A 24,002-nucleotide genomic window follows, 5' to 3' on the forward strand; every position below is an offset into this window, starting at 1 on the left:
CGCCAGCGCCTTTCGCTGGGTTCACCGATAGTTGATCACGGCTCGCGCTGCGCACGGCGAGTCGGTTCAGCTCACATCCTGCGAAAGGCAACGACATGCATGTGGTCCCCGGGCTCAAGGTGCTGTACTTCGGAACCCCGGTGGTGCTGATCAGCACCCGCAACGAGCCGTTCGAGCCAGTGACACGGCCACCGAGGCCTCCCGATTCCGGCGGCGCCACCTGGACGCCTTGGCCGAGGACGCCCGCTTCGGGGCAGGCGGCAAGGACATCGGCCTGCGGCCGAACTGGACCGGCGGGACAAACGCCTGACCCGTCTGCAGGCCGCCCGCGCGCAGATCGAGGCTGATGCCGCCGAGAAGGCACGAGTCCACGCTCAGGACAAGGAGAAGGCTGCGACATCACGCTCTGGCGTACCGACCCGCGGTGGTCGCATCGAGGTGGTGGACCGCCGCGTCGATGCTGGTGGCGGCGGCTGGCAGCAGCGGCAGCCGTACTCTCGGGTTCGGGATGCGGCCCTGCGCGTGCAGGACTCCCTTGATCACGGCGGGGTTGGGCTCGGCGAACAGGGCGGCGGCCAGTCGCCTGAGCTGGTTTCCTAGCCGCCGCGCCTGATCCGCCTGCCCTGCGTGGAAGGCTGCGGCCAGCGCGAGGAACTGTGCGGTGGCCACGTGTGCCGAGGCGAGGATGGCGCCGTGCGCACCGAGTGCCAGCATCGGCGCCAGCAACTCGTCCGTGCCGGCCAGGACCGTGAACCCCTGGGGTGGGTCGGTGAGCAGATCGACGGCGTCGCCGTCGATGGCGCCCGGCGCGTACTTGATACCGATCACCGCGTCGATCGCCGCCAGCCGCCGTACCGCACGTGTCGACAAGTCCTGTCCGGTGCGGTGCGGCACGTGGTAGACCACGAGCGGCACCGGGCTGGCCGCCGCGAGGGCCGCGAAGTACGCCACGACGCCGTCCTCGCCGGGGCGCACGAACGGTGGCACCAGACACAGCGCGGCGACCACCGATCGGCGTGCGGCCAGCGCCTGCAGTTCCTCGGCGGTGTTGGCGCCGACCAGGAGCGCGGCACCTCGCCGCCCGCAGACCCCGGTCAGCACCTCCACCACCTGGCTACGCTCGGCGGCGCTCAGTGTGGTGACTTCGGCGGTGGTACCCAGGGCCACCAGACCGGCAGCGCCGGCGGTCAGCACTTGGTGCGCGAGTTCTTCCAGTACGCCCAGGTCCACCGCCCCGGCCTCGTCGAAGGGAGTGATCAGGGGAACGTGCACGCCGTTCAACGTCATGAACGCAGCCTGGCTGACGGCACTCGTAAGATCCAGTTCCGATTACTGTCCTGATCCGTAAGGTGAGCTGATGCTCGATGGACGCCGGTTGCGGCTTCTCAGTGACCTGGATCGGCTCGGCACCATCGCCGCCGTCGCCGCCGTCCACGCGTACACACCGTCGGCAGTCTCCCAGCAGCTGGCCGTCCTGGAACGCGAAGCGGGTGTCGCGCTGCTGAGGCGCAGCGGCCGCCGGGTGGAGCTCACCGCCGCTGGTCGGGTGCTCGTGCGTCATGCCGCGACGGTGCTCACCGCGCTGGAGGAGGCCGCCGCCGCGGTCGCCGCCGTACGCTTCGAACCCGCCGGGCCGATCCGCATCGGCGCTCATCCCACCGCCGTACGCACGGTGCTGCCGGCGGCGCTGGTCTCACTCGGCCGCGACCATCCGGGGCTGGAACTGTCGGTCAGCGAACTCGACCCGGTCACGGTGCCCGACGCCCTGCGTGACCGCCGGCTCGACGTGGGCCTGCTCCATGACTACGACGTCGTGCCGGCCGTCCCGGACCCGTCGCTGGAATCGGTCCCACTGCTACACGAGGCCGTGTACCTCGCCGTGGCGGCGGACGCGCCGGTCGCCACGCTCGCGGATGCCCACGACACCGCGTGGATCCTGGCCAGCCCTGGCACGTTGTGCCATGGCGTGGCGCTGCGGGTGTGCCAGGGCGCCGGCTTCACGCCTCGCGCACGGCACCACATCGACGACTTCGCCGCTGTGCTTTCCCTGGTCCGGGCCGGGCAGGGGGTCGCACTGGTGCCTGAACTAGCAGTGCTCGCGCCGGAGACGGGAGTACGGCTGATCGCCGCGCCGACTCGACGACGCACCCGGATCGGGTACCGCCGTGGCGCGGCCGAGATGCCGGCAGTCGCAGCCGTCGTCACCGCGTTACACGCCTCGGCACGTATGTTCGCCGCCGGCAAGCCCGCCCAATCGAGCGCATGAAGCACCACGCCTCGTCAACACCACTCACCCCCGGAGCAGGACGGCGGTCTTCCCGCGGGCGTGGCCGGTGTCGATCCGGCGGTGCGCGTCGGCGATCCGGTCCAGGGGGAACGTCTCCGAGACGGTGAGTGTCAGCCGGCCGGTGCGGTGCAGGTCGGTGATCGCCTGGAGCCGCTGGGCTGAGCGCTGGCTGCGCAGGAGGCGTACGCCGAGCTTGTTCGCCCGGGCGAAGTCCACGAGTGTGCCGATCCGGTCCCGGTCGGCGACCAGATCGAGGCAGGCGTCCAGGGCCGCGCCGCCCGCGGCGTCCAGGGCGACGTCGACACCGCCCGGCGCCAAGGCTCGCACGCGGTCGGTCAGTCCGTCGCCGTAGGTGGTCGGTATGGCGCCCAGCGAGCGCAGGTAGTCCTGGTTCGCCGGGCTGGCCGTGCCGATCACTGTCGCACCCACGGCCAGGGCCAGTTGCACCGCGACGGTGCCGACGCCGCCGGAGGCGCCCTGGATCAGCAGGGTGTCACCGACGCTGACCTTCAGCTCTTCCAGCGCGGTGTGCGCGGTCTGCGCCGACGCCGACAGACTGCCCGCCTGCGGCCAGGACATCCCGGCCGGCTTGGCCACGACCTGCCCGGCGGGGACGACGACGTACTCGGCGCAGCTGGCGAGCACGGCCCAGCCGAGCACCTCGTCGCCGGCCCGGACGTCAGTGACGCCGTCGCCGGTCTGGTCGACGACACCGGCGAAGTCGTTGCCGACGATCTGCGGGAACCGCACAGTCTGACCCGGCGGTGTCCAGCCGGACCGGACCGCCGAGTCGTACGCCTGCACGCCCGCGGCCTCGACGCGGACCCGAACCTCTCCCGGCCCGGCCACGGGCGTGGCCACCTCGACAACCCGCAGCACCTCCGGACCACCGAAGGTGTCAAACGCCGCTGCCCTCATGGATTTCCTCTCGCCTGGCACGCCGTCGCCGGCCAGCAGGCCGGCGACCGTCAGGACCCAGCCTGCAAGCTCAAGCACGCTTGAGGTCAAGCTCCGCACGGGACGACCGGTTCACAATCTCGGGCTCGCGGCGGCGGCTCGCGGCCCGGTTACCTAGGATCGACGATCACTGGACCAAGGTCCGCGATCGATTCCGGAGGTCGATCACCATCGTCGCCATGCGATTTCACAGGCTCGCCGGCCGGGTCTGGCTCTGCCCGGGCGACCCGGACCCGGACGCGGTCCAGGCCGGCGTCGCAGTCGTCGCCGACGAACGCGGCAGTGTGCTGATCGACGCCGGGCAGAGCCCCGCGCACGCCCGCGAGATCCAGGCCGCGCTGACGGCCGCCGGGCTACCTCAGCCCCGCTGGCTCGTCTACACCCACCACCACTGGGACCACGTCTGGGGCGCCTGCGCCTGGCCGGGAGTCGAGATCGTCGGACACGAGGCGGCCGTGCCGCTGCTGCGCGCCGAAGCCGCCCGACCGTGGAGTCACCACTACCTGGACGAGCAGGTACGCCACAACCCCCGCCTCGGCCCGAGCTTCCGGGCTCGGGCACGCGCCGTGGACTCCTGGACGGACTTCGCCGTCCTGCCGCCCACCCGGGTCTTCGCCGACGTGGACGAGCTGCCGGTCGGGGTCGAGCTACGTCACGTCGGCGGCAGGCACGCACCGGACTCGACAGTCGTGCTGGTGCCCGACTCGGGCGTCATGCTGCTGGGCGACTGCTTCTACCCACCGCCGGCGCACCTGCGCCAACCCGAGGACGGCCTCGACCTGGCCATGGTCCGGCGACTGCTCGACGAGGACTACACGTGGTACGTGTCCAGCCACGCCGAGCCGATGACGCGTGAGCAGGCCCGCTCAGCCGGCACGACCGACTGAGCGGACGAGCCTGAGCCGGGGACGCACCTGAGCCGGGGACGCACCTGCGCGGACGCGCTCAGCGGGCGTGGCGTTCCGGGTGGGCGCGGCTCCACACCCGCATCCGTTCCGGATAGCCGGTGCGGCCCGCCTCGTACAGCGGCACCGCGTGTTTACGGGCGATGGACCCCGCCGCCCGTGGCGTGCCGGTGCGGCGCCGGATCCACTCCCCGTCGTGGGCGATCGCCACCACCGTGGTATCCGTCGCGGTGGTCTCCGGCTCCAGGTAGAACTCCACCCCGCGCCGGCTCGTGACGAACGCCTCCAGCGCGGCGAGGTCGTCCCGGGTCGCCTCCCGGTCCAGCTTCGTCGGGGTCGCCTCGGCACCCCGTGACCGGCGACTGAACCAGCTCATGCCCCACCCCTTCCCTCGACGCCCCTTCAGTGCAGCACCGAATCCTGGCAATACGCTGCACGTCGGGTGGGAGACAGCTGACCCGACGGGGGCTGGAACCCGCCGAGCGTGGGCGGTGTCATGAGTGTGACCCCGAACGGAGGTTCCCCTGGACGACGACGCGCTCGTCACCCGCGCCCGCTCCGGCGACCTGGCGGCGTACGACCTGCTGGTCGCTCGGCACACCGCGTCCGCGTACCGGACGGCGGTGCTGCTCGGCGCGGGCTCGGACTCCGAGGACGTCACCCAGGAGGCGTTTGTGAAGGCGTACCGCAAGTTGTCCCGTTACCGGGGTGAGTCGTCCTTCCGGTCCTGGTTGCTCGCGATCGTCGCCAACGAGACCCGCAACCTGCACCGGTCGCGCGGCCGGCGCGACGGGCTCGTCCTGCGCGCCGCGGCGGCGGACCCGGCGTCGGAGATCGCCGAGGACGGCGCGGTGGGTGCGGTCCTCGCCGGGGAGCGCCGCGCCGCGCTGGTGCGGGCCCTGCGGCAACTTCCGGTACGCGACCGCGAGGTGATCGTCTGCCGGTTCTTCCTCGACCTCAGCGAGGAGGAGACGGTGGCGGCGCTGGGCTGGCCCCGGGGCACGGTGAAGTCGCGCACGTCCCGGGCCCTGGCGAAGCTTCGCGGCCTCCTCGACCGGGAGGAGGTCCGGCATGGGTGACCTCGAACGGGAACTGCGTGACCTGTCCACCTGGCTGGAGACGCCCGAGCCGCCCGACGTGCGCGCCCAGGTCCGCGAACGGCTCCACCGGCCGGCGCGGCGGTGGCGTCCGCTCGCCGCGGCGGCGCTGGCCGCCGTGCTGGTGGCGGTGTTGCCGCCGACCCGTGCCGCCGTCGCCGACGTGGTGTCCGGGCTGCTGCGCTTCGCCGGCGTCAGCATCGCCGTCTCGCCCGAGCAGACGACGCCCAGCGGCGTCGCGTCGCCGCTGCCCGGGCAGCGGGTCGCCGGTCTGGACGAGGCACAACGAGCGGTACGGTTCCCGATCCGCCTGCCGGCGAAGCTGGGTCCGCCCGAGCGGGTGCTCGTCGCCGACCCCGACCCCACGGGCGCCTGCCGGGTGGCGACGTTGCTCTACGACGGTGGCGCGCTGCGCGTCGACGCGTTCGACGGTCGTCTCAACCTGTCCTTCCACAAGGAGGTCATCCCGCCGGGAGCGGAGTGGGTCGAGGTCAACGGCGACTTCGCGGTGTGGGTCGACGGCCCGCACGTGCTGTCGTACGTGGACCGGGCGGGCACGGTCCACAAGGAGAGCGCCCGGCTGGCCGCCTCGACCCTGATCTGGCAGGACGCCGACGTGAGCTACCGGCTCGAGGGCGCCCGCACCCAGGCCGAGGCGATCGAGATCGCCCGTTCGCTGCGCTAGGAACCGGACGGGCGCGACAGGTGTCCTCAAGATACGAGTCGCCGACGCGGTACGGAGGGATCGGAATGGGTTCATGGGGCAGGTCGCTGCTGGCGGCATCCGTGGTGCTGCTGGCGGGGTGCACGACCACGGCCAGCGGCGGGTCGGCCGCACCGTCCGCCACCACCACCACGGCGGGCGCGGCGAGCGCCGCGACGGGCTGCCATTCGCCTGTCGAGATGGAGTCGCTGCCCGACTGGGCGGACGCCGGGTTCCACGGGACCAGCCGGGGCCCGCACGTCTTCGGCGCGAAGGGTGACATCGTGGCGGTGCTGTTCGCTCATCCGCTGCGCCAGGTCCGCGAGGACGGGTCGACCAACAAGATCCTGTGGGTGGCCCGCGCCTCCACGACCTCGCCCGACCCGACCGCGCCGTCGACCCTGGTGATCACCGCGACGCTTGACGGCACCGCCACCCGGGTGACCCGGGAGGTCGCCGGCGGGCCTGGGCCGTCGGGCATCGACATGCCGCAGGCCGGGTGCTGGCATCTCGACCTGCGCTGGTCCGGGCACACCGACACGATGGACCTGGTCTACGCCCCCTGAGCTACGTACCGTGGCGGCCATGGTGACTCTGCTCGACGACCTCACGCCGCTGTACGTGGCGGCGGACATCCACGGCCACCGGTCGGAGTTCCGGGAGTCGCTCCACGAGGCCGGGCTCGTCGACCACACCGGCCACTGGGCCGGGGGTGGCGCGCGGTTGTGGCTGCTCGGCGACTACGTCGATCGCGGCCCGGACGGTGTCGGTGTCATCGACGACATCCGGCGGCTCGCCGACTCCGCACGGGCGGCGGGCGGCCACGTCGGGGTGCTGTTGGGCAACCACGAGGCGCAGTTGCTCGCCGCGCACCGGTTCGGCACCACGCCCGTTGCCGGGTGGGACGAGCCCGGCGGGTTTCGGGGCGGCTGGGCCCGGTTCGGCGGACGGGAGGAGGACCTGCGCCGGCTGACGGCCCGGCATGTCGAGTGGATGGTGCGGCTGCCCGCGGTCGCGGTCGTCGACGGGTTCCTGCTCGTGCACTCCGACACCGCCCGGTACCTCGAAATGGGGTCCAGTGTGGCCACCGTGAACGCGGCGGTCAGCGTGGCTCTCGCCTCCGACGACCCCACGGCCTGGCTGGACTTCTGTGGTCGGATGAGCGATCGGGGCGCCTTTCGCGACGCGGTGCCGGCGAACCCCGACGACCGGGTGTCGATGATGCTGCGCACGCTCGGGGGCACCGTGCTCGTCCACGGCCACAGCACCCTCACCAAGCACTTCGGTGTGGCGCCGCAGGACGTCGCGGTCGCGCTGCGGTACGCCGACGACAGAGTCATCGCCATCGACGGCGGCGTCTACGAGGGCGGCCGGATCCTGCTCACCCGACTCCGCTGACCCTGACTAGGCTTCCCGACGTGCTGGACGACGCGCGAGTGGTGGCGGCCCGCGACAACGCCGAATGGTGCGACATCGTCTGCGCCAGCCACGGGCTGGCCGGCCGCAGCGACGCCGACGCCTGGTCGGTCCCCCACCGCTCGCCACAGTGGTACCCGGACGCGGTCACCAGGCGGCCGGGCGTCGACGCCGTGGCTCTGCTGGCCCGGATCGACGCGGGGCCCGGCGCGTCGGTGAAGGACAGCTTCGCCGACCTCGACCTGTCCGGGTACGGGTTCCGGGTGCTCTTCGACGCGCAGTGGATCCTTCGGCAACCGGCGGTGCCACCGGCCGACGACGTACCCCTCACCCCGGTCGTCACCACCGACGACCTGGCGGCCTGGGCGGCGGCCCACGGCGGTGGGGAGCTGTTCCGCCCCGCGCTCCTGGCCGACCCACGGGTACGAGTGCTCGCCCGCCACGACGATTCGGGTGCGGTCACCGGCGGAGCGGTGCTCAGCGGTGACGGCCCGTACGGCGTCTCCAACCTGTTCTCCCGCACCGAGCGCCCCCGCGAGATCTGGCGCGCGGTGTGCGCCACCGTGCCCGACGCGGCGCTTGTCGGCTACGAAACCACGGCCGACCTGGCCCCCGCCCTGGAAACCGGCTTCACCCCCACCGGCCCGCTGCGCGTCTGGCTGCGCGCCTAGGGCTCCGCGCCGGCACCGCCCTTGGCGCCGCGTGCGGACGGCTATGCTGGACGGCATCGGCACCGATCCGGCCATCACCGGGGAGCCTCCGGAAGAACGGGCAGCTCGCTGCCCCAGTAGACCCGGACGCAGCGGCACGTCACGTCGCGAAATCAAGCGGCGCCCGCACGGTCGGGGCGCAAGCGGGGTGGTACCGCGGAGTCCTGGCCAGACGCCAGACACTTCGTCCCCGCGTGGGCAGTGAGCTGATGCCCGCGCGAGCGGATGTGGAGTGTAGGGAGAGCGTCGGTGCCGGACGGTCCGTCGAAGTCGCCATTCGTGCCACTGCCCACCAAGATCGACCTTGGTGGGATGGACCGTGCGGTCATCGAGTGGTGGCAGGCCAACAACGTGTTCGACAGGAGCCTGGAACAGACGGCCGACGGTCCGCCGTGGGTGTTCTACGAGGGGCCGCCGACCGCCAACGGCACGCCGGGCACCCACCACATCGAGGCCAGGGTCTTCAAGGACCTCTTCCCCCGGTACCGGACCATGCGGGGCTTCTCGGTGCCGCGCCGCGCCGGATGGGACTGCCACGGCCTGCCGGTCGAGCTGGCGGTGGAGAAGGAGCTGGGGCTGGGCGGCAAGCCCGACATCGAGAAGATGGGCATCGCCGAGTTCAACGCCAGGTGCCGTACCTCGGTGCTGCGGCACGTGGACGAGTTCGTCCAGCTCAGCCAGCGGATGGGTTACTGGATCGACCTGGAGCACCCGTACCAGACGATGTCACCGGAGTACGTGGACAGCGTCTGGTGGTCACTGAAGCAGATCCACGACGGCGGGCGACTGGTGGAGGACTTCCGGGTCGCGCCGTACTGCACCCGCGACGGCACGACCCTGTCCGACCACGAGGTGGCGCAGGGCTACGAGACCGTCACCGACCCGTCCGTGTACGTGCGGTTCCCCGTCCGCGGGGACGTGGCCGGCCACAGCGGTGTCGAGCTGCTGATCTGGACCACCACCCCGTGGACCCTGGTGTCCAACACCGCCGTCGCCGTCCACCCCACCGTGACGTACGCCCTCGCCCGCACCGAGCGGGGCACGTTCGTCGTCGCCGAACCGCTGGCCCGGCGGGTGCTCGGTGACGAGGCGGAGATCCTGGCGACCGTAGCGGGGTCGGCCCTGGAGGGGGTGCGGTACGAGCGGCCGTTCGACCTGGTGGACATCCCGGACGCGCACCTGGTGGTCCTCGCCGACTACGTCACGACCGAGGACGGCACCGGCCTGGTGCACCAGGCGCCGGCCTTCGGCGCGGACGACCTCGCCGTCTGCCGCGCCTACGGGTTGCCGCTGGTCAACCCGGTCGCCCCGAACGGACGGTTCCACGACGGCATCGACCTGGTCGGCGGGGTGTTCTTCAAGGACGCCGACGCGTTGCTCATCGACCACCTCCGGACCTCCGGTCGGTTGTTCCGGCACGAGCCGTTCGCGCACCCCTACCCGCACTGCTGGCGGTGCCACACCCCGTTGATGTACTACGCGCAGCCGTCCTGGTACATCCGGACCACCGAGGTACGCGACGAGCTGACCCGGGAGAACGAGCACACCAACTGGTTCCCGGAGCACATCAAACACGGCCGGTACGGCGACTGGCTGAAGAACAACATCGACTGGGCGGTGTCCCGCTCCCGGTACTGGGGCACCCCGCTGCCGCTGTGGCGCTGCCCGGACAACCACGTGAGAGCCGTCGGTTCCCGTGCGGAGCTCGGAGAGCTGGCCGGCGCCGATCTGTCCGAGTTGGATCCGCACCGCCCGTACGTCGACGAGATCACCTTCGCCTGCCCGGCCTGCGGCCGCACCGCCACCCGGGTGCCCGAGGTGATCGATGCCTGGTACGACTCCGGGGCGATGCCGTTCGCGTCGTTGGGCTACCCGCACGTGCCGGGCAGCAGGGAGATCTTCGAGCGCACCTACCCGGCCCAGTACATCTGCGAGGCGATCGATCAGACCCGGGGGTGGTTCTACACGCTGATGGCGGTGGGCACCCTGGTCTTCGACAGGTCCCCGTACGAGAACGTCGTCTGCCTCGGGCACATCCTGGCCGAGGACGGCCGCAAGATGAGCAAACACCTGGGCAACATCCTGCTGCCGATCCCGTTGATGGACACGCACGGCGCCGACGCGGTGCGCTGGTTCATGGCCTGCTCCGGCTCACCGTGGTCGCCGCGCCGGATCGGGCCCGGTCCCCTCGACGAGATCGTCCGCAAGGTGTTGATGACCTACTGGAACACCGCGGCGTTCTTCTCCCTCTACGCGGCGAACTCGACCTGGGCGCCGCAGGTGGCGCAGCCGGTCGCCGAACGGCAGGTGCTGGACCGGTGGATCGTCGGCGAGGTCCACGCCCTCGCCGCCGCCGTCGACGAACGACTCCAGAACTACGACACGGCCCGCGCCGGCCGACTGCTCGCCGACTTCGTCGACGACCTGTCGAACTGGTACGTGCGGCGCTCGCGGCAGCGTTTCTGGGAGGGCGACCCGGACGCCCTCACCACCCTGTACGAGTGCCTCGACATCCTCACCCGGCTCCTCGCGCCGTTCATTCCCTTCCTCACCGAGGAGGTGTGGCAGCAGGTCATCAGGCGTGGCGCCGGGTCGGCCCCGGAGTCGGTGCACCTGGCGACCTGGCCCACGCCCGACACCACGCTGATCAGCGCCGAGTTGTCGGCCCAGGTGGCCATGGCGCGGGCGTTGGCCGAGGCGGGCCGGTCCGCGCGTAAGGCGAGCAACCTGCGGATCCGGCAGCCGTTGAGCCGCGCGCTCGTGGGACTACCGGCCGGCACGGTGCTCCCGCAGGCGTTGCTCGACGACATCGGCGACGAGTTGAACGTCAAGATCCTCCAGCCGCTCGACTCCCAGAGCGGGGTCATCGACGTGCGGATCAAGGCGAACTTCCGGACCCTGGGCCGCCGGTTCGGCAACCGCACCCAGCACGTCGCGAAGGCCATCGCCGCCGTGGCCGCGCGGGAGCTGGTCGACGGTGTCCGGGCGAACGGGACCTTCCCGCTGACGGTCGACGGCACCCAGGTCGAGGTGGGCCCGGACGACATCCTGATCACGGAGGTGCCGCGGACCGGCTGGGTCGTGGAGTCCCAGCGCGGAGTGACGATCGCGCTGGACACCGCGATCACCCCCGAACTGGCGGCCGAGGGTGTCGCACGCGACGTCGTCCGCATCGTCCAGCAGGCCCGCCGCGACGCCGACTTCGAGGTCGCCGACCGGATCACTGTGGCGATCGCCGCGCCCGCCGACGTCGCGGCGGCGATCGCCACGCATCAGTCGCTTATCGCGCACGAGACCCTCGCGCGCACGCTGACGATGGTCAGCGCGTTGTCGGAGGGCTTCGCCGGCACCGTGGGCGACGGCCAGGAGATCGTGGTGCACGTCGTGCGGGCCTGATCGGGCGGAAGGTCGGACGCCCGCCGTGCGCCTCGGCACGGTGGGCGCTCAACCGAGCTGGGTCAGGTCCTCCGGGGTCAGGCGGAGGGCGCCGGCCGCCACGTTCTGCGCCAGGTGGTCCGGGTTCGCGGTGCCGGGGATGGCGAGCACGTGCGGGCCCTGGTGCAGCGTCCAGGCCAGGCGTACCTGCTGCGGGGTGACGCCGTGGGCGCGGGCGACGGCCTCGACGGCCTCGCTCTGCGCGGCGCTCGCGCCCGCCTCCCGACCGGTGCCGGCCAAGGCGAAGAACGGCACGAAGGCGATGCCCCGCTCCCCGCAGAGCCGCACGAACGCGTCCTGCTCCCGGTAGGCGTCCACCCCGTAGTTGTTCTGCACGCAGACCACCGGCGCGATGCCGGCCACCTCGTCCAGGTGCTCCGGCCGGGCGTTGGAGAGCCCGAGGTGTCGGATCAGCCCGGCGGCCCGCAATTCGGCGAGCGCGCCGAACCGGTCGGCGAGCGGCACCGCGCCCGGCCCCCGGCCGAGGCGCAGGTTCACCACGTCGAGCTGGTCGCGGCCGAGCCGGCGCAGGTTCTCCTCGACCTGGGCGCGCAACTGCGCCGGGGTGAGCGCCTCGGTGAAGCCCGCCTCCGGGTCGTACCCGAAGCCGACCTTTGTGACGATCACCAGATCGTCCGGGTACGGGGCGAGCGCCGCGCGGATCAACTCGGTGGCGTAGCGGGGCGGCCCGGTGCCGACCCGCAGGGCGCCGCCGGGCGAGACGTAGAACGCGGCTGTGTCGATGTGGTTGACGCCCAGCTCCACGGCGCGGCGCAGCAGGGCGACGGCGCGGTCGCGGTCGGGGTTCGCGGTGATCCGCATGGAGCCGAAGCCCATCCGGCGCACGGTGCGGTCGCCCAGGGTCCAGGTGCCCGCCGCGGCGGCGGTGATCTCGTCGGTTGGCATTCGGCGACCCTAGCCAGGGCGGGTACGCGGCGCAGTCGGCCGCGCACCCGATACCGCCCGGCGACGAACTGGGTTAGTTTTTGTGGGCTGACGGAGCAGTTTCCGCGGGGTGCGGCGGGCGCAGCACCCGCACCAACAGCAGGGTCGGCAGCAGCAACAGCGGCACCACAAGCAGCGCGCGCAGGGTGCCGACCCCGTCGCCGAGCAGCCCCAGCAGCGGTGGCCCACCCAGGAACGCGGTGTAGCCGATCACCGCGACCACACTCACCCGCACCGCCGCGTGCGCCTCCTCGTCGGCGGCCGCGCTCATCCCGACCGGGAAGCCCAACGACGCGCCGAGGCCCCACAGTGCGACGCCGATGATGGCCACCGGCCCGGAGCCCGCCAACACGGCCAGGCCGGCGCCGACCACGGCGAGCCCGATGGTGCCGCTGAGCACCGGCACCCGACCCCAGCGGTCCAGGGCGACAGTTCCCGCGGTACGCCCGATGGTCATGCCCACGACGAAGACACCGAAGACCGCCGCGCCGGCGGCCTCGCTCAGGTCCCGACCGTCGACGAACGCGACGGCCAGCCAGTCGTTGGCGGCACCCTCGGTGAACGCCGCCACCAGCACGAACAGCCCGATCAGCAGGGTGCGCGGCTCCCGCCAGGCGGCGAGCTGCGCCCGACGGCGGGCCGCCGGGGTCGCGTTCGCCGGGTCGCCGGTGTGATCGACGACGACGGGCAGGAACGTCCGGGCGGCCAGCGCAGTGCCGGTCAACACGACCACCGCGACCGCGACGAGGTGTGCGCCGACCGGCACGTCGAACCGGGCAGCCGCGGCGCCGAGCCCCGCTCCGGCCACCGAACCGAGGCTCCACCCCGCGTGGAAGCGGGGCATGATCGTTCGACCCAGTCGTCGCTCCACCGAGGCGCCCTCGACGTTCATCGCCACATCGCAGGCGCCGGAGCCGTAGCCGAGGGCGACCAACCCCAGGGCCACGATGGCGAACGACCCGGTCATCGTCGCGCCCAGCCCTGCCACGCTCAGGCCGATCGCGACAAGCACGGTGGCCATCGTGACGGTGCGGGCCGCGCCGAACCGCTGGGCGAGCAGGCCCGAGGTGGGCATGGCGAGCAGCGCGCCGACACTCATCGCCAGCAGCAGCAGCCCGAGCCGGCCGGCGGAGAGGCCCAACGCGTCGCGGACCGCCGGAACCCGGGAGAACCAGCTACCGACGGCCAGCCCGTTGAGGGTGAAGGTGACAGCGACGCCATTGCGGGCCAGCAGCACAGCGCGCGACGGCGGTGGTGCGGTGTCCGGGGCAACGGGTCGACTGGTGGGGGCGCTCACGGGGCAGGTCCTCTTCCTCGGGGTGATCTCCTGGCACGATCGCACACCTGAGAGCGCTACCACCACAACCGGCCACCGCCCCTTACCGGCGACGCACAGGCCAGGGCATGATGTGAAACAGGCGTTTGTCCGACCGGACGGGCCGGCTCGGGGAGGCGACGATGACGACAGCGGCACAGCGAGCGGCCACCCTCGAGGACGTCGCCCGGATGGCCGGGGTGTCGCGGTCCACCGCGTCGCGGGTGATCGCCGGCACGGGGTTCGCGTCGCCGGCAGCTCGGCAACAGGTCACGGCAGCCGTCGACCAGCTCGGTTACGTGCCGAACCCGGCCGCCCGGGCGCTGGTCCGCGGCGGCGGCGGCGTACGACTGGTCGTGGCCGCCCAGGGGGCCAGCCCGGCGGTGCTGGACGACCCGTACGTCCACCAGGTGGTCGGCTCGGCCGCCCGGGTGTGCACACCTGCCGGTGTCGGGGTGGCGTTGCACTGGTTGCCGCTCGGCGACCCCCGCGGCCTGCACCAGCTCGCCGGGGACCGCACCGTGTGCGGGGTGATCCTGGTCAACACCACCGAGGACCTGCTGGCGGCGGTGCCCGGGTCGCTACGCGACCGGGTGGTCTCGATCGGAGTCGGCTCGGCGACCGTGCCGTCGTTCGACGTCGACAACGCCGCCGGCTCGGACGCGGTGCTGCGCCACCTGTACGCCGCGGGTCGCCGCCGGATCGCCATGGTGACCGGCCCCCGCTGGCTGCCCTGCGCGCAACGCCCCGTGCAGACGTACCGCCGACTGATGCACCAGGCCGGCCTGCCGGAGTGGGAGATCACCGGGGACTTCACGGCGGCGCGCGGCCGGGCGGCGGCCGGCGAGGCGCTGAGCCGCTGGGCGGACGTCGACGCCATCTACGCGATCAGCGACGACACCGCGCTCGGCGTGATCGCGGGGCTGCGCGACGCCGGTGTACGGGTGCCCGGCGACGTCGCGGTGGCCGGCTTCGACGACATCCCGCTGGCCGGGATGACCGCCCCGGCGCTGACCACGGCGAGTCACCCGGTCGGGCGGATCGCCGTCGCCGCGGCCACCGCCCTGCTGGACGGTCGCCCGGCCGCCCGGGTGACTCTCTTCCCGTCCACCCTGGTGGCCCGCTCCAGCGCCTGAGCGTCCGCGCTTTTCCGGCCCGAGGCCGACGGTTAAGCCCTGGCCGCCCGGGTAACCGCGTCGCACGTTGCGTCGATCGCGAGGAGCGCAGGCCGTGTCCGACTCCGCGCAGCCGCCCCCGGACTACCGGCACGGGCGGTTGACCGCGCGCCCCCACCCGCCGGTGGCGCCGGGGCCCGCCGGCCTGCTGCGGTTGACCGGCCCCGACGGGGAGCGGCGGGCGCTGGCGTACGTTCCGGATCCGGCAACCGACGGTTCGGCGTACCGGTTGGTGCTGCTCCTGCACGGCGCGGGTGGCTCCGCGCGACAGGGGCTGGACCTGCTGTCGCCGGTGGCGGACGCGCAGCACCTGCTGCTTGTCGCCCCGGAGTCGTCGGCGGCCAGTTGGGACCTGATCGCCGGCGGTTTCGGGGCGGACGTCAGGCGTGTCGACGGGCTGTTGAGGACCGTCTTCGACGGCTATCCGGTGCGGGACGTGACGTTCGGCGGTTTCTCCGACGGCGCCTCGTACGCGCTCTCGCTGGGCCTGGCCAACGGGGAACTGGTCGACGCGGTGCTGGCCTTCTCCCCCGGTTTCGCCGCGCCACCGACCACCCACGGTCGGCCACGGATCTTCGTCTCGCACGGTGTCGACGACCGGGTGCTGCCCATCGACGTGTGCAGCCGCCGCCTCGTTCCCCACCTGCGCGGGCTCGGCTACGACGTCACCTACGAGGAGTTTCCCGGCGGCCACGAGGTCCCCGCCCCGATCCGCGACTCCGCCACCAGGTGGCGCACCAGCACATCCGGCGGCCCGCGCACTCCCCTGGAGACGTCAGACGGCGGGCAGGCCGAGGGCTTCGTCAACGCGGGCGAGGACGGCGGTGTCGTCCTCCGGGTTGACACCGCGCAGCAGGTCGATGGCCGTGGCCCGGACCTGACCGATGATCATGGCTAGGGGGAGGGTAGGCGTGGCGCCGAAGAGCTGCCCGGCGGTGTGCACGGCGGCCAACGCGGACTCGTCGGCCCGGCTGCCGTGCCGTTCGGCGGTCTCGTCCCGGCCGTCGAGGTCGGCGGCGAGCGCGGCACCGGCCTGGCGGACGGCCTCGGCAAGCGATCGCAGGGCGGCGCCCAGTTCCGGTGGCACCGGGGTGTGCAGCCGGCTCAGCGTCACGCCGGCGCGGGCCAGCACCCGGACGTTGCGGACCGCGTAGTCGATCTGCCGGATCGACTCGTCCACCGACCGCAGCCGACCGATGTGCCGGCGTCGCCGGACGTTGAGCCGCAGTGCCTCACCGGCGGCCAGCACCCCGTCCCGCAGCCCGTCCACCCGGGCGTCCATCCCCCGGGCCTGCGTCAGCGCCGCGAACGCGGCGGCCTCGTCGCCGCGGTCCAGCGCGTCGGCGATCCCGCCCAGCAGCCCGGCCAGCTCGTCGAAGGTCCGCCGCACCTCGGCGACCAGCGGCGCGAGGGGGTGCCGGGCGTCGACGAGCAGGCTGGCCGCGAGCGCGACCGCGCCGCCGACGAGGGCGTCGACGAACCGGTTCGGCACCAACGACCCGTCCGGCGGTGCGACCACCACCAGGTAGAGCGCGGAGACCGCGGCCTGCACAAGCGTCACGCCGGTGGCGCCGAAGGCCACCGCGAGAAGGACGGTGAGCAGGATGACGGTGCCGACGGTCCAGGTGCTGCCGGGGCCGAGTGCCTGCACCACCAGGTCCGCGACGAGCACCCCGGCGGCGACCCCGAGCACGACCTCGACGGCCCGGCGAATACGTTGACCGCGGGTCTGACCGAGCACGATAAGCGCCGCGGCCGGCGCGAAGAAGGGCTGCGGGTGCCCGAGCAACCGGGTGGCCAGCAGCCACGCCACGGTCGCCGCGACGGTCGCCTCCAGCACGGGCCGCCAGCCGTGCCGCAGCCGCCGGCCGGCCGTCCGCAGGCCACTGAACCGCACCATCGCCACCCTCTGCTCACGCGCCGTCAACCCACGGCAGCCCGAGGCGATCGTCTCCCATTCCGTGACGGCCCTGCTCACCGGGGCAGCTCCGCGCCGCGCCCGAGGTATCGAGATGCCGTGGACACGATCGCCGACCGGGTCACGTGCCGGTGAGGGCGGCGACCTCCGGCTGGCTAGGGCCTGCCCTAAGCAGACTCGGCGGGCGTCGGGCCGGCGAACGCGGCGGTGTCGTCGGGTGCGGCGAGAAACCGGGTCAGCACCTCGACGGTGCCCGGCGTCCAAGGACGCCCGTTGAGCACCTCGTCACCGGGCACGAAGACCATCGCCGCGCCCTCACCGAGCACCACATCCTCCTGTCGGGCCCGGGTGCGGCCCAGGAAGTAGTGCATCTCCCGGCCCAGCTCGGGACGCGGCTGCACGGCGATCAGGCGCAGCGGCCCGTCGGCGCGCAGGCCGGTCTCCTCCCACAGCTCCCGCTCGGCGGTCTGCTCCGGCGTCTCCCCCGCCTCCGCGTGGCCGCCGGGCAGCCCCCACACGTCCGGGTGGTGCATCGCTTCGGTGTCCCGCAGTTGCAGCAGCAGCCGCCCGTCGGGATCCACCAGCAGCACACACGCGACGACAATCACCGGCTCACTTTAGGCGGGTGCGCCGCCCCCGTACGCCTGCTCCCCCACCGACACCAGCCGCGCGTGGTCGGCGGCGTCCCCGAGCATGCCGCGCAGGCCGGCGGCGTAGGCGGTCGCGGGGGTCACCCCGAGGTGGGCGGCGAACGCGTACTCGTCGGCCAGGGTGATGTCGAAGATGGCCGGGTCGTCGGTGGACACCGAGCAGGCGACCCCGGCGTCGGTCAGCACGGTCAACGGATGGGGGAGGTCCTCGCGGGCCACGCCGAGGCGCAGGTTGGAGGTGGGCGTCACGTCCAACACGACGCCCCGCGCGGCCAACTCGGCGACCAGCTCCGGGTCCTCCACGGCCCGCACCCCGTGCCGGACCCGGACCGCGCCCATCGCCAGCACCTCGCGGACCGCCTCCGGCCCGGCCGCCTCGCCCGCGTGCGGCACGAACGGCAGGCCGCCGTCGCGGGCCAGCTCCACCATCCGGCGGTACGGCGTGGTCGGGTGCCGCCCCTCGGCGCCGGACAACCCGAAGCCGACCACGCCCCGCCCGGCGAACCGGGTGGCGATGCGGGCCGCGCTCTCGGTGAAGTCGACGTCGTGCCCCCGGCAGACCTGCGGGGTCAGCCCGATCGACACCCCGTACGACTCGCGGGCCTCGGCCGCCGCGTCGACAAGCGCGGCGAGCAGGTTCGCCCAGCCGTCCAACCCGAGCCGCTCCTCGGCGTCCACGATCGGTTCCAGGTGGACCGCGCCGTCGCGGGCGGCCTCCGCGGCGTAGGCCAGCAGTGCCCGCTGGTAGTCCTGTGGCGTCCGCAGCACAGTCGTCATCGCGTTCCAGGTGGCGATGAAGTCGTACAGGTCGTCGAACCTTCCGGACGTCTCGGCCGGCACCGGGAGGCGATGGCCGCGGGCCAGCTCGGCGAGCAGCGCCGGGCGGACCGTTCCCTCCAGGTGGACGTGCAGTTCGATCTTCGGGGTGTGGCGCTGAGCCGGTGTCATCGCTGTCCTCGGGGGTGGTCGAACGGGTGGGTCCAGCCTGCCGCACCCCGGTCCGGGCCGACCTCCCCCAGGCGGGGGATCACCACCGGAAAACTGTTCCTGACCCCAAAGCTCCAGAGTAGTCAATAGCGGCCCGATCCACCTCGGTCACATATGACAGTGCGTCGGTACAATCGGCGACTGCCTTGTGACTGATCGCTGACTGCCGATGGTGAAATGGATCACACACACTGAGCCCATGAACAGGAGAGTGAACCGCGGTAAGGCACTCCGCGTCGCGGTGTGCCTCCTTCTGGTCGCCGTGTTGGGCGGCTGCATGCAACTCAACATGGGGCTCACCGTCAACGCCGACGACACCGTCGACGGGCAGTTGCTGCTGACCGCCGAGAAGTCCCTGCTGACCTCACGAAACAAGAACATCCCGGCGGCCTTCGCGGAGCTGCGGCAAAACATTCCCGCCCTGCCGGCGGGGGAAGAGACCCGGTACGAGGACGACAAACTCTTCGGCGCCCAGATCAGTTATCGCAAAGCGCCGCTGGCGGGTTTCGACACGGAGAGCGTAAAACTGGTCCGGGACGGCGACTTGTACCGTTTCACGTTGCCCCTCGATCCGTCTAAATACGGCGGAAAGGTGGCGCAGCAGAATCCGCAGCAACAGCAGGCGTTCCTCAAGCTGATGTCGTTCGAGATCTCGGTGACATTTCCCGGCCGAGTGATCGACAGCAACGGCACCGTCAACGGCCGGTCGGTGAGCTGGAAGGTCGACTCCAACCAGGACAAGCCGACCGAGCTACGCGCCGTCGCCGAGGCGCCACCCCGACCGTCCACCTCGCCGGCCGCCGCCGGTGCTGACGACGGCGGCATCGGATGGCCGCTGATCGTCGGCGGCGCGCTCCTCCTCCTGCTGCTGCTCGCCGCGGTCGGCGTACTCCTGCTGCGACGCCGGCAGCCCACGACGCCGGCCACCCCCGGCCCGACCTCGCCCGGACCGACCTCGCCCGGACCGACACCGCCGGGCCCGCCCGCCGGCGCCCCGGGGCCCGGTTGATCCACCCGGTGGCCGGCTGAGCCGGCCACGCCCGGCCCCGGCCGCCCCCGAGACGACGGCGACCGGCCCCGGCGCTGCCACCCGGCGGCACCGGACCTCACCACCACCACATCCCGGTCGCACCATCGCAGAAAAGGGGGATCGTCATGAACGATCTCTTCACCTGGGCAGCCCTGGGGACCATCGCCGGCGCGAGCGCCGCCACCCTGCTGGCCACAAACGTCATCGGGGGGCTGATCGGCCCCAGCGGCGACAAGCTCCGCAAGTGGATCGCCATTGTCATCGCGCTGCTGCTGTCCTACCTCACCGCGGCATTCGCGGACGAGGTCGGTGGCGAGAAGTGGATCATCGCGTTCTTCAACGCGCTTGTCATCTTCTCCGCCGCGCTCGGCGTCAGCCAGTTCCCGCCCGGCAACCGGCAGGCGACGCCGACCCAACTCGCGAGCGGTCGCGAGCCCAAAATCTTCCGCTCCTGGGTCTGAGGGGGATGACGTCATGGTCTTCGGAGTTCTCAGCGCGGCGGTCCAGGTCATCCTCGGCGCCCTGTTCGGCTTCCTCGCCGGCGGCCCGATCGGGCTTCTGGTCGGCGCCGTCGTGGGCCTGCTCGTCGGCGCGGTCTTCGGCTGGGCGGTGGCCTCCGCCGGGGTGTACGCGGCGGACGCCCGCGGCATCTTCCTCTTCGTCGTCGACCACACCTGGAGCCTGCTCAACACGGTCGTCGGCGCCATCTACCTGGCCGTGCACCTGATCTTCGGGCATTCGCTGGACCGGCCCACCTCGGCCGGCAGCGGCCGGGTCAGCGTGGTGGAGGGGGTCTCGCCCCGCTACGCCACCACCATCGGCACCGTCTGCGCCGGCTCCAGCTCGGGCATCCAGCGGCACGAGGACGTGCACATCTTCCAGGGTCGACTGCTCGGTCCGCTCTACATCCCGCTGGTGCTGGCGAACTACGTCCTGTTCACCATCGCCCCGGTGTGGCTGCTCTACCACGACCACACGAACGCCCCGATCAACCGGTTCACCCGGTACTTCGAGATCGGCGTCTACCCGCACGTCTGGAACGAGGCCATCGCGTACCGGATCCAGGGGACGCCGCCGCGATGACCACCGACGGGCGCGGACCGATCGAGACGGCCACCGCCGAGCTGGCCGCCTGGCTGACCAGCGCGGCGGGGGAACCCGTCCCGGTCGGCCCGCCCCGTACCGACGGCGACGCCGCCGGGCTCACCCTGTGGCCGATGGAGCTGCGCCCGGCCCGGCAGACCCGCTCCAGCGGCGCGGTCCGCGAACCGTACCGGTTCACGGTCCGCTACCTGCTCTGCGTGACCGGGCCGGCCGGGTTGCCCCGGCTGGACCGGGTGCTCACCACCGCCACCAGCGAGGGCAGCTACGCGGTCGTGCTGGAGGCGGGTGACGCGCCACTGTGGGCGGCGTTCGGGGCCGCGCCGCGCCCGGCGCTGCTGATCGACGTACCCGCCCAGGTCGACCACCCGACCCCGGCCGCACCGCCGGTGCTGCGACCGCTGCGGCTGCGGCAACTGGAGGTACGCACACTCATCGGCCGGGTGGTCGGCCCCGAGGACCAACCGCTCGCCGCGATGCGGGTCGAGCTGTCGGCCACCGGATCCGCCACCCGCACCGACTCCGACGGTCGGTTCCGGCTCGTCGGCGTCCCGCACGACCCCGAGCACCCGTTCCCGGCCCGGCTGCGACTGACCGGGCGTGGGCTCGTCCTCACCGCCGACGTCGACCCCGGCGAACCCGACCTCGTCATCGTCTGCGCGCCACCGACCCACTGACGCCCACCCGCACAGGAGGACCGATGCCCAGCTACTTCTCCCCCGGCATCTATGTCGAGGAGGTCCCCAGCGGCGCCCGACCGATCGGCCCGGCGAGCACCAGCATCGCCGCCTTCGTCGGAATCGCCCCGAACCGCGACGCCCAACTGGGCCGGGCGGTGCCGGTCAACAACTGGACGGAGTTCCTGCGGCTCTTCGCCGACGGAGAACGGGTGGAGAGCACCCCGCTGGCCCGAGCGGTCTTCGGCTTCCTCGACAACGGGGGTGCCCGCTGCTGGGTGGTGAACGTCGGCGAGGGCGGCGCGATCACCGGCACCGGGCAGCGGCGCGGTGGCCTGCAACTGCTGGAGGCCATCGACGAGATCTCCATCATCGCCGCACCCGGCTTCCACGACGTGGTGTCGCACGAGGCGCTGCTCAGCATGGCCGAGCGGACCCGCACCATGGTCGCGATCTGCGACCCGGCGCCGGACATCGACGACATCGCCGCGCTGACCCGGGTCGCCACCCCGTCCTCTGGCAAACCCCCCAAGCCCGCCGAGGGTACGGCCGGCGGCTCGGCCGGTACCGGCGGCGGCTCGGCCGGTCCTGGCGGCTCGGGTGGGCACGAGGGGGCGGCGTACCGGCCCCGGCAGTCCGAGTTCGGCGCCTTCTACTACCCGTGGCTACGGGTCCGCGACCCGATCAGCGGCGAGTTGGAGCTGACTCCGCCGAGCGGGCACCTGGCCGGCATCTGGGCCCGCACCGACGCCCTGCGCGGCGTGCACAAGGCCCCGGCCAACGAACCCGTCCGCGGGGCCGTGGACCTGGGCTACCTGGTCACCCGGCCGGAACACGACGTGCTCAACCCCAAGGGCGTCAACGTGATCCGCTACTTCGCCGGTGAGGGCATCCGGGTCTGGGGCGCCCGTACGCTCGCCGCCGAGGCCAGCGAGTGGCGCTACCTCAACGTCCGGCGACTCAGCATCGCCATCGAACAGGCCATCGCCAACGGCACCCGGTGGATGGTGTTCGAGCCCAACGACTTCACCCTCTGGCGCTCGATCCGGCGCGACATCGGGGCGTTCCTCACCCGGGTGTGGCGCGACGGCGCGCTGCTCGGGCGCAGCCCCGAGGAGGCGTTCTTCGTCAAGTGCGACGAGGAGACCAACCCGGCGGACGTCCGCGACGCGGGCATGGTGATCGCCCACATCGGCATCGCCGTCGTCAAGCCCGCCGAATTCGTGGTGTTCAAGCTGAGCCAGTGGGCCGGCGGCACCGAGACCGAGACGATCGGAGGCTGACATGCCCACCACAGCCACCCCGCAGCCCGGCGCCCCGGTCGACCCGTACCGGGCGTACAACTTCCGGCTGCTCATCAACGGCGTCACCAACGGCCACTTCACCGAGATGACCGGGCTGGAGGTGAACATCCCCGGGCAGCCGTACCGGGAGCACGGCCTGGGCCGGATGCGGATGGTGCCCGGCCAGGCCGAGTACGAGCCGGTGACGCTGCACTTCGGCCTCACCGCCTCCCGCGAGCTGTGGGACTGGGTGAACGCCACCGCGCAGGGCACCCTCAACCGCCGCAACGTCTCCGTGGTGCTGCTCGACTCGGTCGGGACCGCCGAGGTGCTGCGCTGGAACCTGATCGACGCCTGGCCCACCAGGTGGCGTGGCGCGCACCTCAACACGCTCAGCCACGAGATCGCCATCGCCGCGTTGACCCTGCGCTACGAGGGTCTGGAGTTGGAGACCGGCGGTGCCACCGCGCCGACACCCGCGTAGCTGGCTGGCCGGTCGGCTGCGCTCGACGGCCGGGGCGGTGCAGCGCCTCGCTGGGCGGATCGAGCCAGGCGAACACCGCACACCCCCCGAACACCGTGCGCCCGCCGCACACCATGGTCCGCAGCCGCCGCCGGAGACGCCCGGGGCGACACCGCGCCGCTTCGGGGAACCCCCGCAGCACTGGCTGGACCTGGTCACCGCCCACGCGCCAGGTCTGCTGCACGACCTGGACCTCGACCGGCCCGCCGCGGCACCGCCGCGGGGGCGCGATGACCACGCCAGCGACTCCGACTCCGGCTCCGGCTCCGGTGATCGGCACGATCAGGACGGACCGGATCGGTGGGCCGCGGCGACCCGACCAGCTCGGCCCGCCGGGGAGGGTGCCGGGCTTCCTGCCGACTCGGTGAGCCGTGATGCCCCCGGCACGGTGGGTCGTCGTGCCCCCGGCACGGTGGGTCGTCGTCCCCCCGGCACGGGTGGTGGGCCCGGCGGCGCAACCAGCATGAGCGGCCCGGACACGGATGCGCACTCCTACGGGCGTGGCCGCCCGGCGTCCGCCACCGACGGCACGCTGGGTGACGACGGCACGGGCGGTCACGACGGGACGGTGGACGCGTCCTACGGCGTCGACGGGCCGGTGGCGGTGCGCGGGGTCGGAGGGCCGGACGGGTCGCGTTCGACAGGCGCAATCCGACGGTCGCAGCACGCGTCGAGGGCAGTCGACCGGTCCGGGGGTCCAGGGATGGGCGGCGCCAGCCCACGGGGCAGCGGCGCCGCCGACATCGCGGTGACCGGCGGGGTGCCCCGCGGACCGGATGCGGGCCGACGTTCACCGAGCCGGCTGCTGGGCGGCTGGCGTCTGCGCGCATCCCGACGGGGCGCGGCGACAGGCCCGGCGCAGGACGACACCCTGGCCACCGACACGAG

23 protein-coding genes and 1 pseudogene are annotated in these 24,002 nt (G+C 72.7%); 16 read left to right on the forward strand and 8 right to left on the reverse strand.

The features are described 5' to 3' along the window. Nucleotides 1-399: 399 nt before the first annotated feature. Nucleotides 400-1,287, reverse strand: coding sequence for a dihydrodipicolinate synthase family protein (locus tag ACLQ29_RS25410; RefSeq protein ID WP_425773972.1), 888 nt, complete (start codon nt 1,285-1,287; stop codon nt 400-402). A 70-nt stretch (nt 1,288-1,357) separates the two neighbouring features. On the opposite strand from ACLQ29_RS25410, the gene ACLQ29_RS25415 reads away from it, so the two are divergent. Continuing rightward, complete coding sequence (locus ACLQ29_RS25415; RefSeq protein ID WP_425773973.1) at nt 1,358-2,266, forward strand: LysR substrate-binding domain-containing protein; 909 nt, start codon at nt 1,358-1,360, stop codon at nt 2,264-2,266. A gap of 24 nt (nt 2,267-2,290) precedes the next feature. On the opposite strand, the gene ACLQ29_RS25420 is transcribed toward ACLQ29_RS25415, so the two are convergent. Next, a complete protein-coding gene (locus ACLQ29_RS25420) occupies nt 2,291-3,205 on the reverse strand; it encodes an NADP-dependent oxidoreductase (protein ID WP_425773974.1) in 915 nt (304 codons plus the stop codon). Nucleotides 3,206-3,423: 218 nt separating this feature from the next. On the opposite strand from ACLQ29_RS25420, the gene ACLQ29_RS25425 reads away from it, so the two are divergent. Further along, a complete protein-coding gene (locus ACLQ29_RS25425; protein ID WP_425773975.1) occupies nt 3,424-4,131 on the forward strand; it encodes an MBL fold metallo-hydrolase in 708 nt (235 codons plus the stop codon). A gap of 58 nt (nt 4,132-4,189) precedes the next feature. Here the strand turns inward: ACLQ29_RS25425 and ACLQ29_RS25430 are convergent, their stop codons facing one another. Next, on the reverse strand, nt 4,190-4,525 hold the full coding sequence (locus ACLQ29_RS25430) for a hypothetical protein (protein ID WP_393370840.1): 336 nt from the start codon (nt 4,523-4,525) through the stop codon (nt 4,190-4,192). 247 nt (nt 4,526-4,772) lie between these two features. Here ACLQ29_RS25430 and ACLQ29_RS25435 point away from each other — a divergent pair, with 247 nt between their 5' ends. The 6 genes from ACLQ29_RS25435 (at nt 4,773) to ileS (ending at nt 11,471) form a co-directional block, all read left to right on the forward strand. Then, nucleotides 4,773-5,228, forward strand: a complete 456-nt coding sequence (locus ACLQ29_RS25435; RefSeq protein ID WP_425773976.1) for an RNA polymerase sigma factor — start codon at nt 4,773-4,775, stop codon at nt 5,226-5,228. Continuing rightward, nucleotides 5,221-5,931 (forward strand): hypothetical protein, encoded by a 711-nt coding sequence (locus ACLQ29_RS25440; protein ID WP_425773977.1) that lies wholly within the window; start codon nt 5,221-5,223, stop codon nt 5,929-5,931. The genes ACLQ29_RS25435 and ACLQ29_RS25440 overlap by 8 nt, the downstream gene beginning before the upstream one ends. A gap of 65 nt (nt 5,932-5,996) precedes the next feature. After that, a complete protein-coding gene (locus ACLQ29_RS25445; RefSeq protein WP_425773978.1) occupies nt 5,997-6,515 on the forward strand; it encodes a hypothetical protein in 519 nt (172 codons plus the stop codon). 19 nt (nt 6,516-6,534) lie between these two features. After that, on the forward strand, nt 6,535-7,347 hold the full coding sequence (locus tag ACLQ29_RS25450; protein ID WP_425773979.1) for a metallophosphoesterase: 813 nt from the start codon (nt 6,535-6,537) through the stop codon (nt 7,345-7,347). A 20-nt stretch (nt 7,348-7,367) separates the two neighbouring features. Then, a complete protein-coding gene (locus ACLQ29_RS25455; protein WP_425773980.1) occupies nt 7,368-8,036 on the forward strand; it encodes a hypothetical protein in 669 nt (222 codons plus the stop codon). Between the two features lie 288 nt (nt 8,037-8,324). Continuing rightward, nucleotides 8,325-11,471, forward strand: a complete 3,147-nt coding sequence (gene ileS, locus ACLQ29_RS25460) for an isoleucine--tRNA ligase (protein WP_425773981.1) — start codon at nt 8,325-8,327, stop codon at nt 11,469-11,471. A gap of 48 nt (nt 11,472-11,519) precedes the next feature. Here ileS and ACLQ29_RS25465 read toward each other — a convergent pair whose 3' ends face one another. Together ACLQ29_RS25465 and ACLQ29_RS25470 are read right to left on the reverse strand one after the other, a co-directional pair. Continuing rightward, nucleotides 11,520-12,416 (reverse strand): aldo/keto reductase, encoded by an 897-nt coding sequence (locus tag ACLQ29_RS25465; protein ID WP_425773982.1) that lies wholly within the window; start codon nt 12,414-12,416, stop codon nt 11,520-11,522. 73 nt (nt 12,417-12,489) lie between these two features. Continuing rightward, entirely contained in the window at nt 12,490-13,752 is a 1,263-nt protein-coding gene (locus ACLQ29_RS25470; protein ID WP_425773983.1) for an MFS transporter, read from the reverse strand. 161 nt (nt 13,753-13,913) lie between these two features. Here ACLQ29_RS25470 and ACLQ29_RS25475 point away from each other — a divergent pair, with 161 nt between their 5' ends. After that, a complete protein-coding gene (locus tag ACLQ29_RS25475) occupies nt 13,914-14,906 on the forward strand; it encodes a LacI family DNA-binding transcriptional regulator (protein WP_425773984.1) in 993 nt (330 codons plus the stop codon). Between the two features lie 466 nt (nt 14,907-15,372). Further along, nucleotides 15,373-15,630: pseudogene (locus ACLQ29_RS25480) on the forward strand (alpha/beta hydrolase); the annotation flags it as partial. 90 nt (nt 15,631-15,720) lie between these two features. Here ACLQ29_RS25480 and ACLQ29_RS25485 read toward each other — a convergent pair. The 3 genes from ACLQ29_RS25485 to ACLQ29_RS25495 all read right to left on the reverse strand — a co-directional run bounded on the left by ACLQ29_RS25485 (nt 15,721) and on the right by ACLQ29_RS25495 (nt 18,461). Continuing rightward, nucleotides 15,721-16,923, reverse strand: a complete 1,203-nt coding sequence (locus ACLQ29_RS25485) for an FUSC family protein (protein WP_425773985.1) — start codon at nt 16,921-16,923, stop codon at nt 15,721-15,723. A 107-nt stretch (nt 16,924-17,030) separates the two neighbouring features. After that, on the reverse strand, nt 17,031-17,471 hold the full coding sequence (locus ACLQ29_RS25490) for an NUDIX domain-containing protein (protein ID WP_425773986.1): 441 nt from the start codon (nt 17,469-17,471) through the stop codon (nt 17,031-17,033). A 9-nt stretch (nt 17,472-17,480) separates the two neighbouring features. Continuing rightward, a complete protein-coding gene (locus ACLQ29_RS25495; protein ID WP_425773987.1) occupies nt 17,481-18,461 on the reverse strand; it encodes an adenosine deaminase family protein in 981 nt (326 codons plus the stop codon). Nucleotides 18,462-18,699: 238 nt separating this feature from the next. Between ACLQ29_RS25495 and ACLQ29_RS25500 the strand changes: the two genes are divergently transcribed. From ACLQ29_RS25500 to ACLQ29_RS25525, 6 genes are all read left to right on the forward strand, one after another. After that, a complete protein-coding gene (locus ACLQ29_RS25500; protein ID WP_425773988.1) occupies nt 18,700-19,509 on the forward strand; it encodes an LppM family (lipo)protein in 810 nt (269 codons plus the stop codon). A gap of 146 nt (nt 19,510-19,655) precedes the next feature. After that, on the forward strand, nt 19,656-19,991 hold the full coding sequence (locus ACLQ29_RS25505) for a hypothetical protein (protein WP_110568237.1): 336 nt from the start codon (nt 19,656-19,658) through the stop codon (nt 19,989-19,991). Nucleotides 19,992-20,004: 13 nt separating this feature from the next. Then, complete coding sequence (locus tag ACLQ29_RS25510; protein ID WP_425773989.1) at nt 20,005-20,613, forward strand: glycine zipper family protein; 609 nt, start codon at nt 20,005-20,007, stop codon at nt 20,611-20,613. Beyond that, nucleotides 20,610-21,308 carry a carboxypeptidase-like regulatory domain-containing protein gene (locus ACLQ29_RS25515; RefSeq protein WP_425773990.1) on the forward strand — a complete coding sequence of 233 codons (699 nt, stop codon included), beginning with the start codon at nt 20,610-20,612 and terminating at the stop codon, nt 21,306-21,308. The genes ACLQ29_RS25510 and ACLQ29_RS25515 overlap by 4 nt, the downstream gene beginning before the upstream one ends. A 23-nt stretch (nt 21,309-21,331) precedes the next feature. After that, nucleotides 21,332-22,591 carry a phage tail sheath family protein gene (locus ACLQ29_RS25520; protein WP_425773991.1) on the forward strand — a complete coding sequence of 420 codons (1,260 nt, stop codon included), beginning with the start codon at nt 21,332-21,334 and terminating at the stop codon, nt 22,589-22,591. A 1-nt stretch (nt 22,592) separates the two neighbouring features. Then, nucleotides 22,593-23,075: a phage tail protein gene (locus ACLQ29_RS25525; protein WP_355028749.1), complete on the forward strand. Its 483-nt coding sequence runs from the start codon at nt 22,593-22,595 to the stop codon at nt 23,073-23,075. Nucleotides 23,076-24,002: the final 927 nt, after the last annotated feature.

The sequence above is a fragment of the Micromonospora sp. DT228 genome, assembly GCF_049841595.1.
Classification (GTDB): Bacteria; Actinomycetota; Actinomycetes; order Mycobacteriales; family Micromonosporaceae; genus Micromonospora.

Excerpts from the sequence above, each read along its gene's own strand:
- ACLQ29_RS25410 (WP_425773972.1), bottom strand. The coding sequence starts at position 1,287 with ATGACGTTGAACGGCGTGCACGTTCCCCTGATCACTCCCTTCGACGAG.
- ACLQ29_RS25415 (WP_425773973.1), top strand. The coding sequence starts at position 1,358 with ATGCTCGATGGACGCCGGTTGCGGCTTCTCAGTGACCTGGATCGGCTC.
- ACLQ29_RS25420 (WP_425773974.1), bottom strand. The coding sequence starts at position 3,205 with ATGAGGGCAGCGGCGTTTGACACCTTCGGTGGTCCGGAGGTGCTGCGG.
- ACLQ29_RS25425 (WP_425773975.1), top strand. The coding sequence starts at position 3,424 with ATGCGATTTCACAGGCTCGCCGGCCGGGTCTGGCTCTGCCCGGGCGAC.
- ACLQ29_RS25430 (WP_393370840.1), bottom strand. The coding sequence starts at position 4,525 with ATGAGCTGGTTCAGTCGCCGGTCACGGGGTGCCGAGGCGACCCCGACG.
- ACLQ29_RS25440 (WP_425773977.1), top strand. The coding sequence starts at position 5,221 with ATGGGTGACCTCGAACGGGAACTGCGTGACCTGTCCACCTGGCTGGAG.
- ACLQ29_RS25445 (WP_425773978.1), top strand. The coding sequence starts at position 5,997 with ATGGGTTCATGGGGCAGGTCGCTGCTGGCGGCATCCGTGGTGCTGCTG.
- ACLQ29_RS25450 (WP_425773979.1), top strand. The coding sequence starts at position 6,535 with ATGGTGACTCTGCTCGACGACCTCACGCCGCTGTACGTGGCGGCGGAC.
- ACLQ29_RS25465 (WP_425773982.1), bottom strand. The coding sequence starts at position 12,416 with ATGCCAACCGACGAGATCACCGCCGCCGCGGCGGGCACCTGGACCCTG.
- ACLQ29_RS25475 (WP_425773984.1), top strand. The coding sequence starts at position 13,914 with ATGACGACAGCGGCACAGCGAGCGGCCACCCTCGAGGACGTCGCCCGG.
- ACLQ29_RS25495 (WP_425773987.1), bottom strand. The coding sequence starts at position 18,461 with ATGACACCGGCTCAGCGCCACACCCCGAAGATCGAACTGCACGTCCAC.
- ACLQ29_RS25500 (WP_425773988.1), top strand. The coding sequence starts at position 18,700 with ATGAACAGGAGAGTGAACCGCGGTAAGGCACTCCGCGTCGCGGTGTGC.
- ACLQ29_RS25505 (WP_110568237.1), top strand. The coding sequence starts at position 19,656 with ATGAACGATCTCTTCACCTGGGCAGCCCTGGGGACCATCGCCGGCGCG.
- ACLQ29_RS25510 (WP_425773989.1), top strand. The coding sequence starts at position 20,005 with ATGGTCTTCGGAGTTCTCAGCGCGGCGGTCCAGGTCATCCTCGGCGCC.
- ACLQ29_RS25515 (WP_425773990.1), top strand. The coding sequence starts at position 20,610 with ATGACCACCGACGGGCGCGGACCGATCGAGACGGCCACCGCCGAGCTG.
- ACLQ29_RS25520 (WP_425773991.1), top strand. The coding sequence starts at position 21,332 with ATGCCCAGCTACTTCTCCCCCGGCATCTATGTCGAGGAGGTCCCCAGC.
- ACLQ29_RS25525 (WP_355028749.1), top strand. The coding sequence starts at position 22,593 with ATGCCCACCACAGCCACCCCGCAGCCCGGCGCCCCGGTCGACCCGTAC.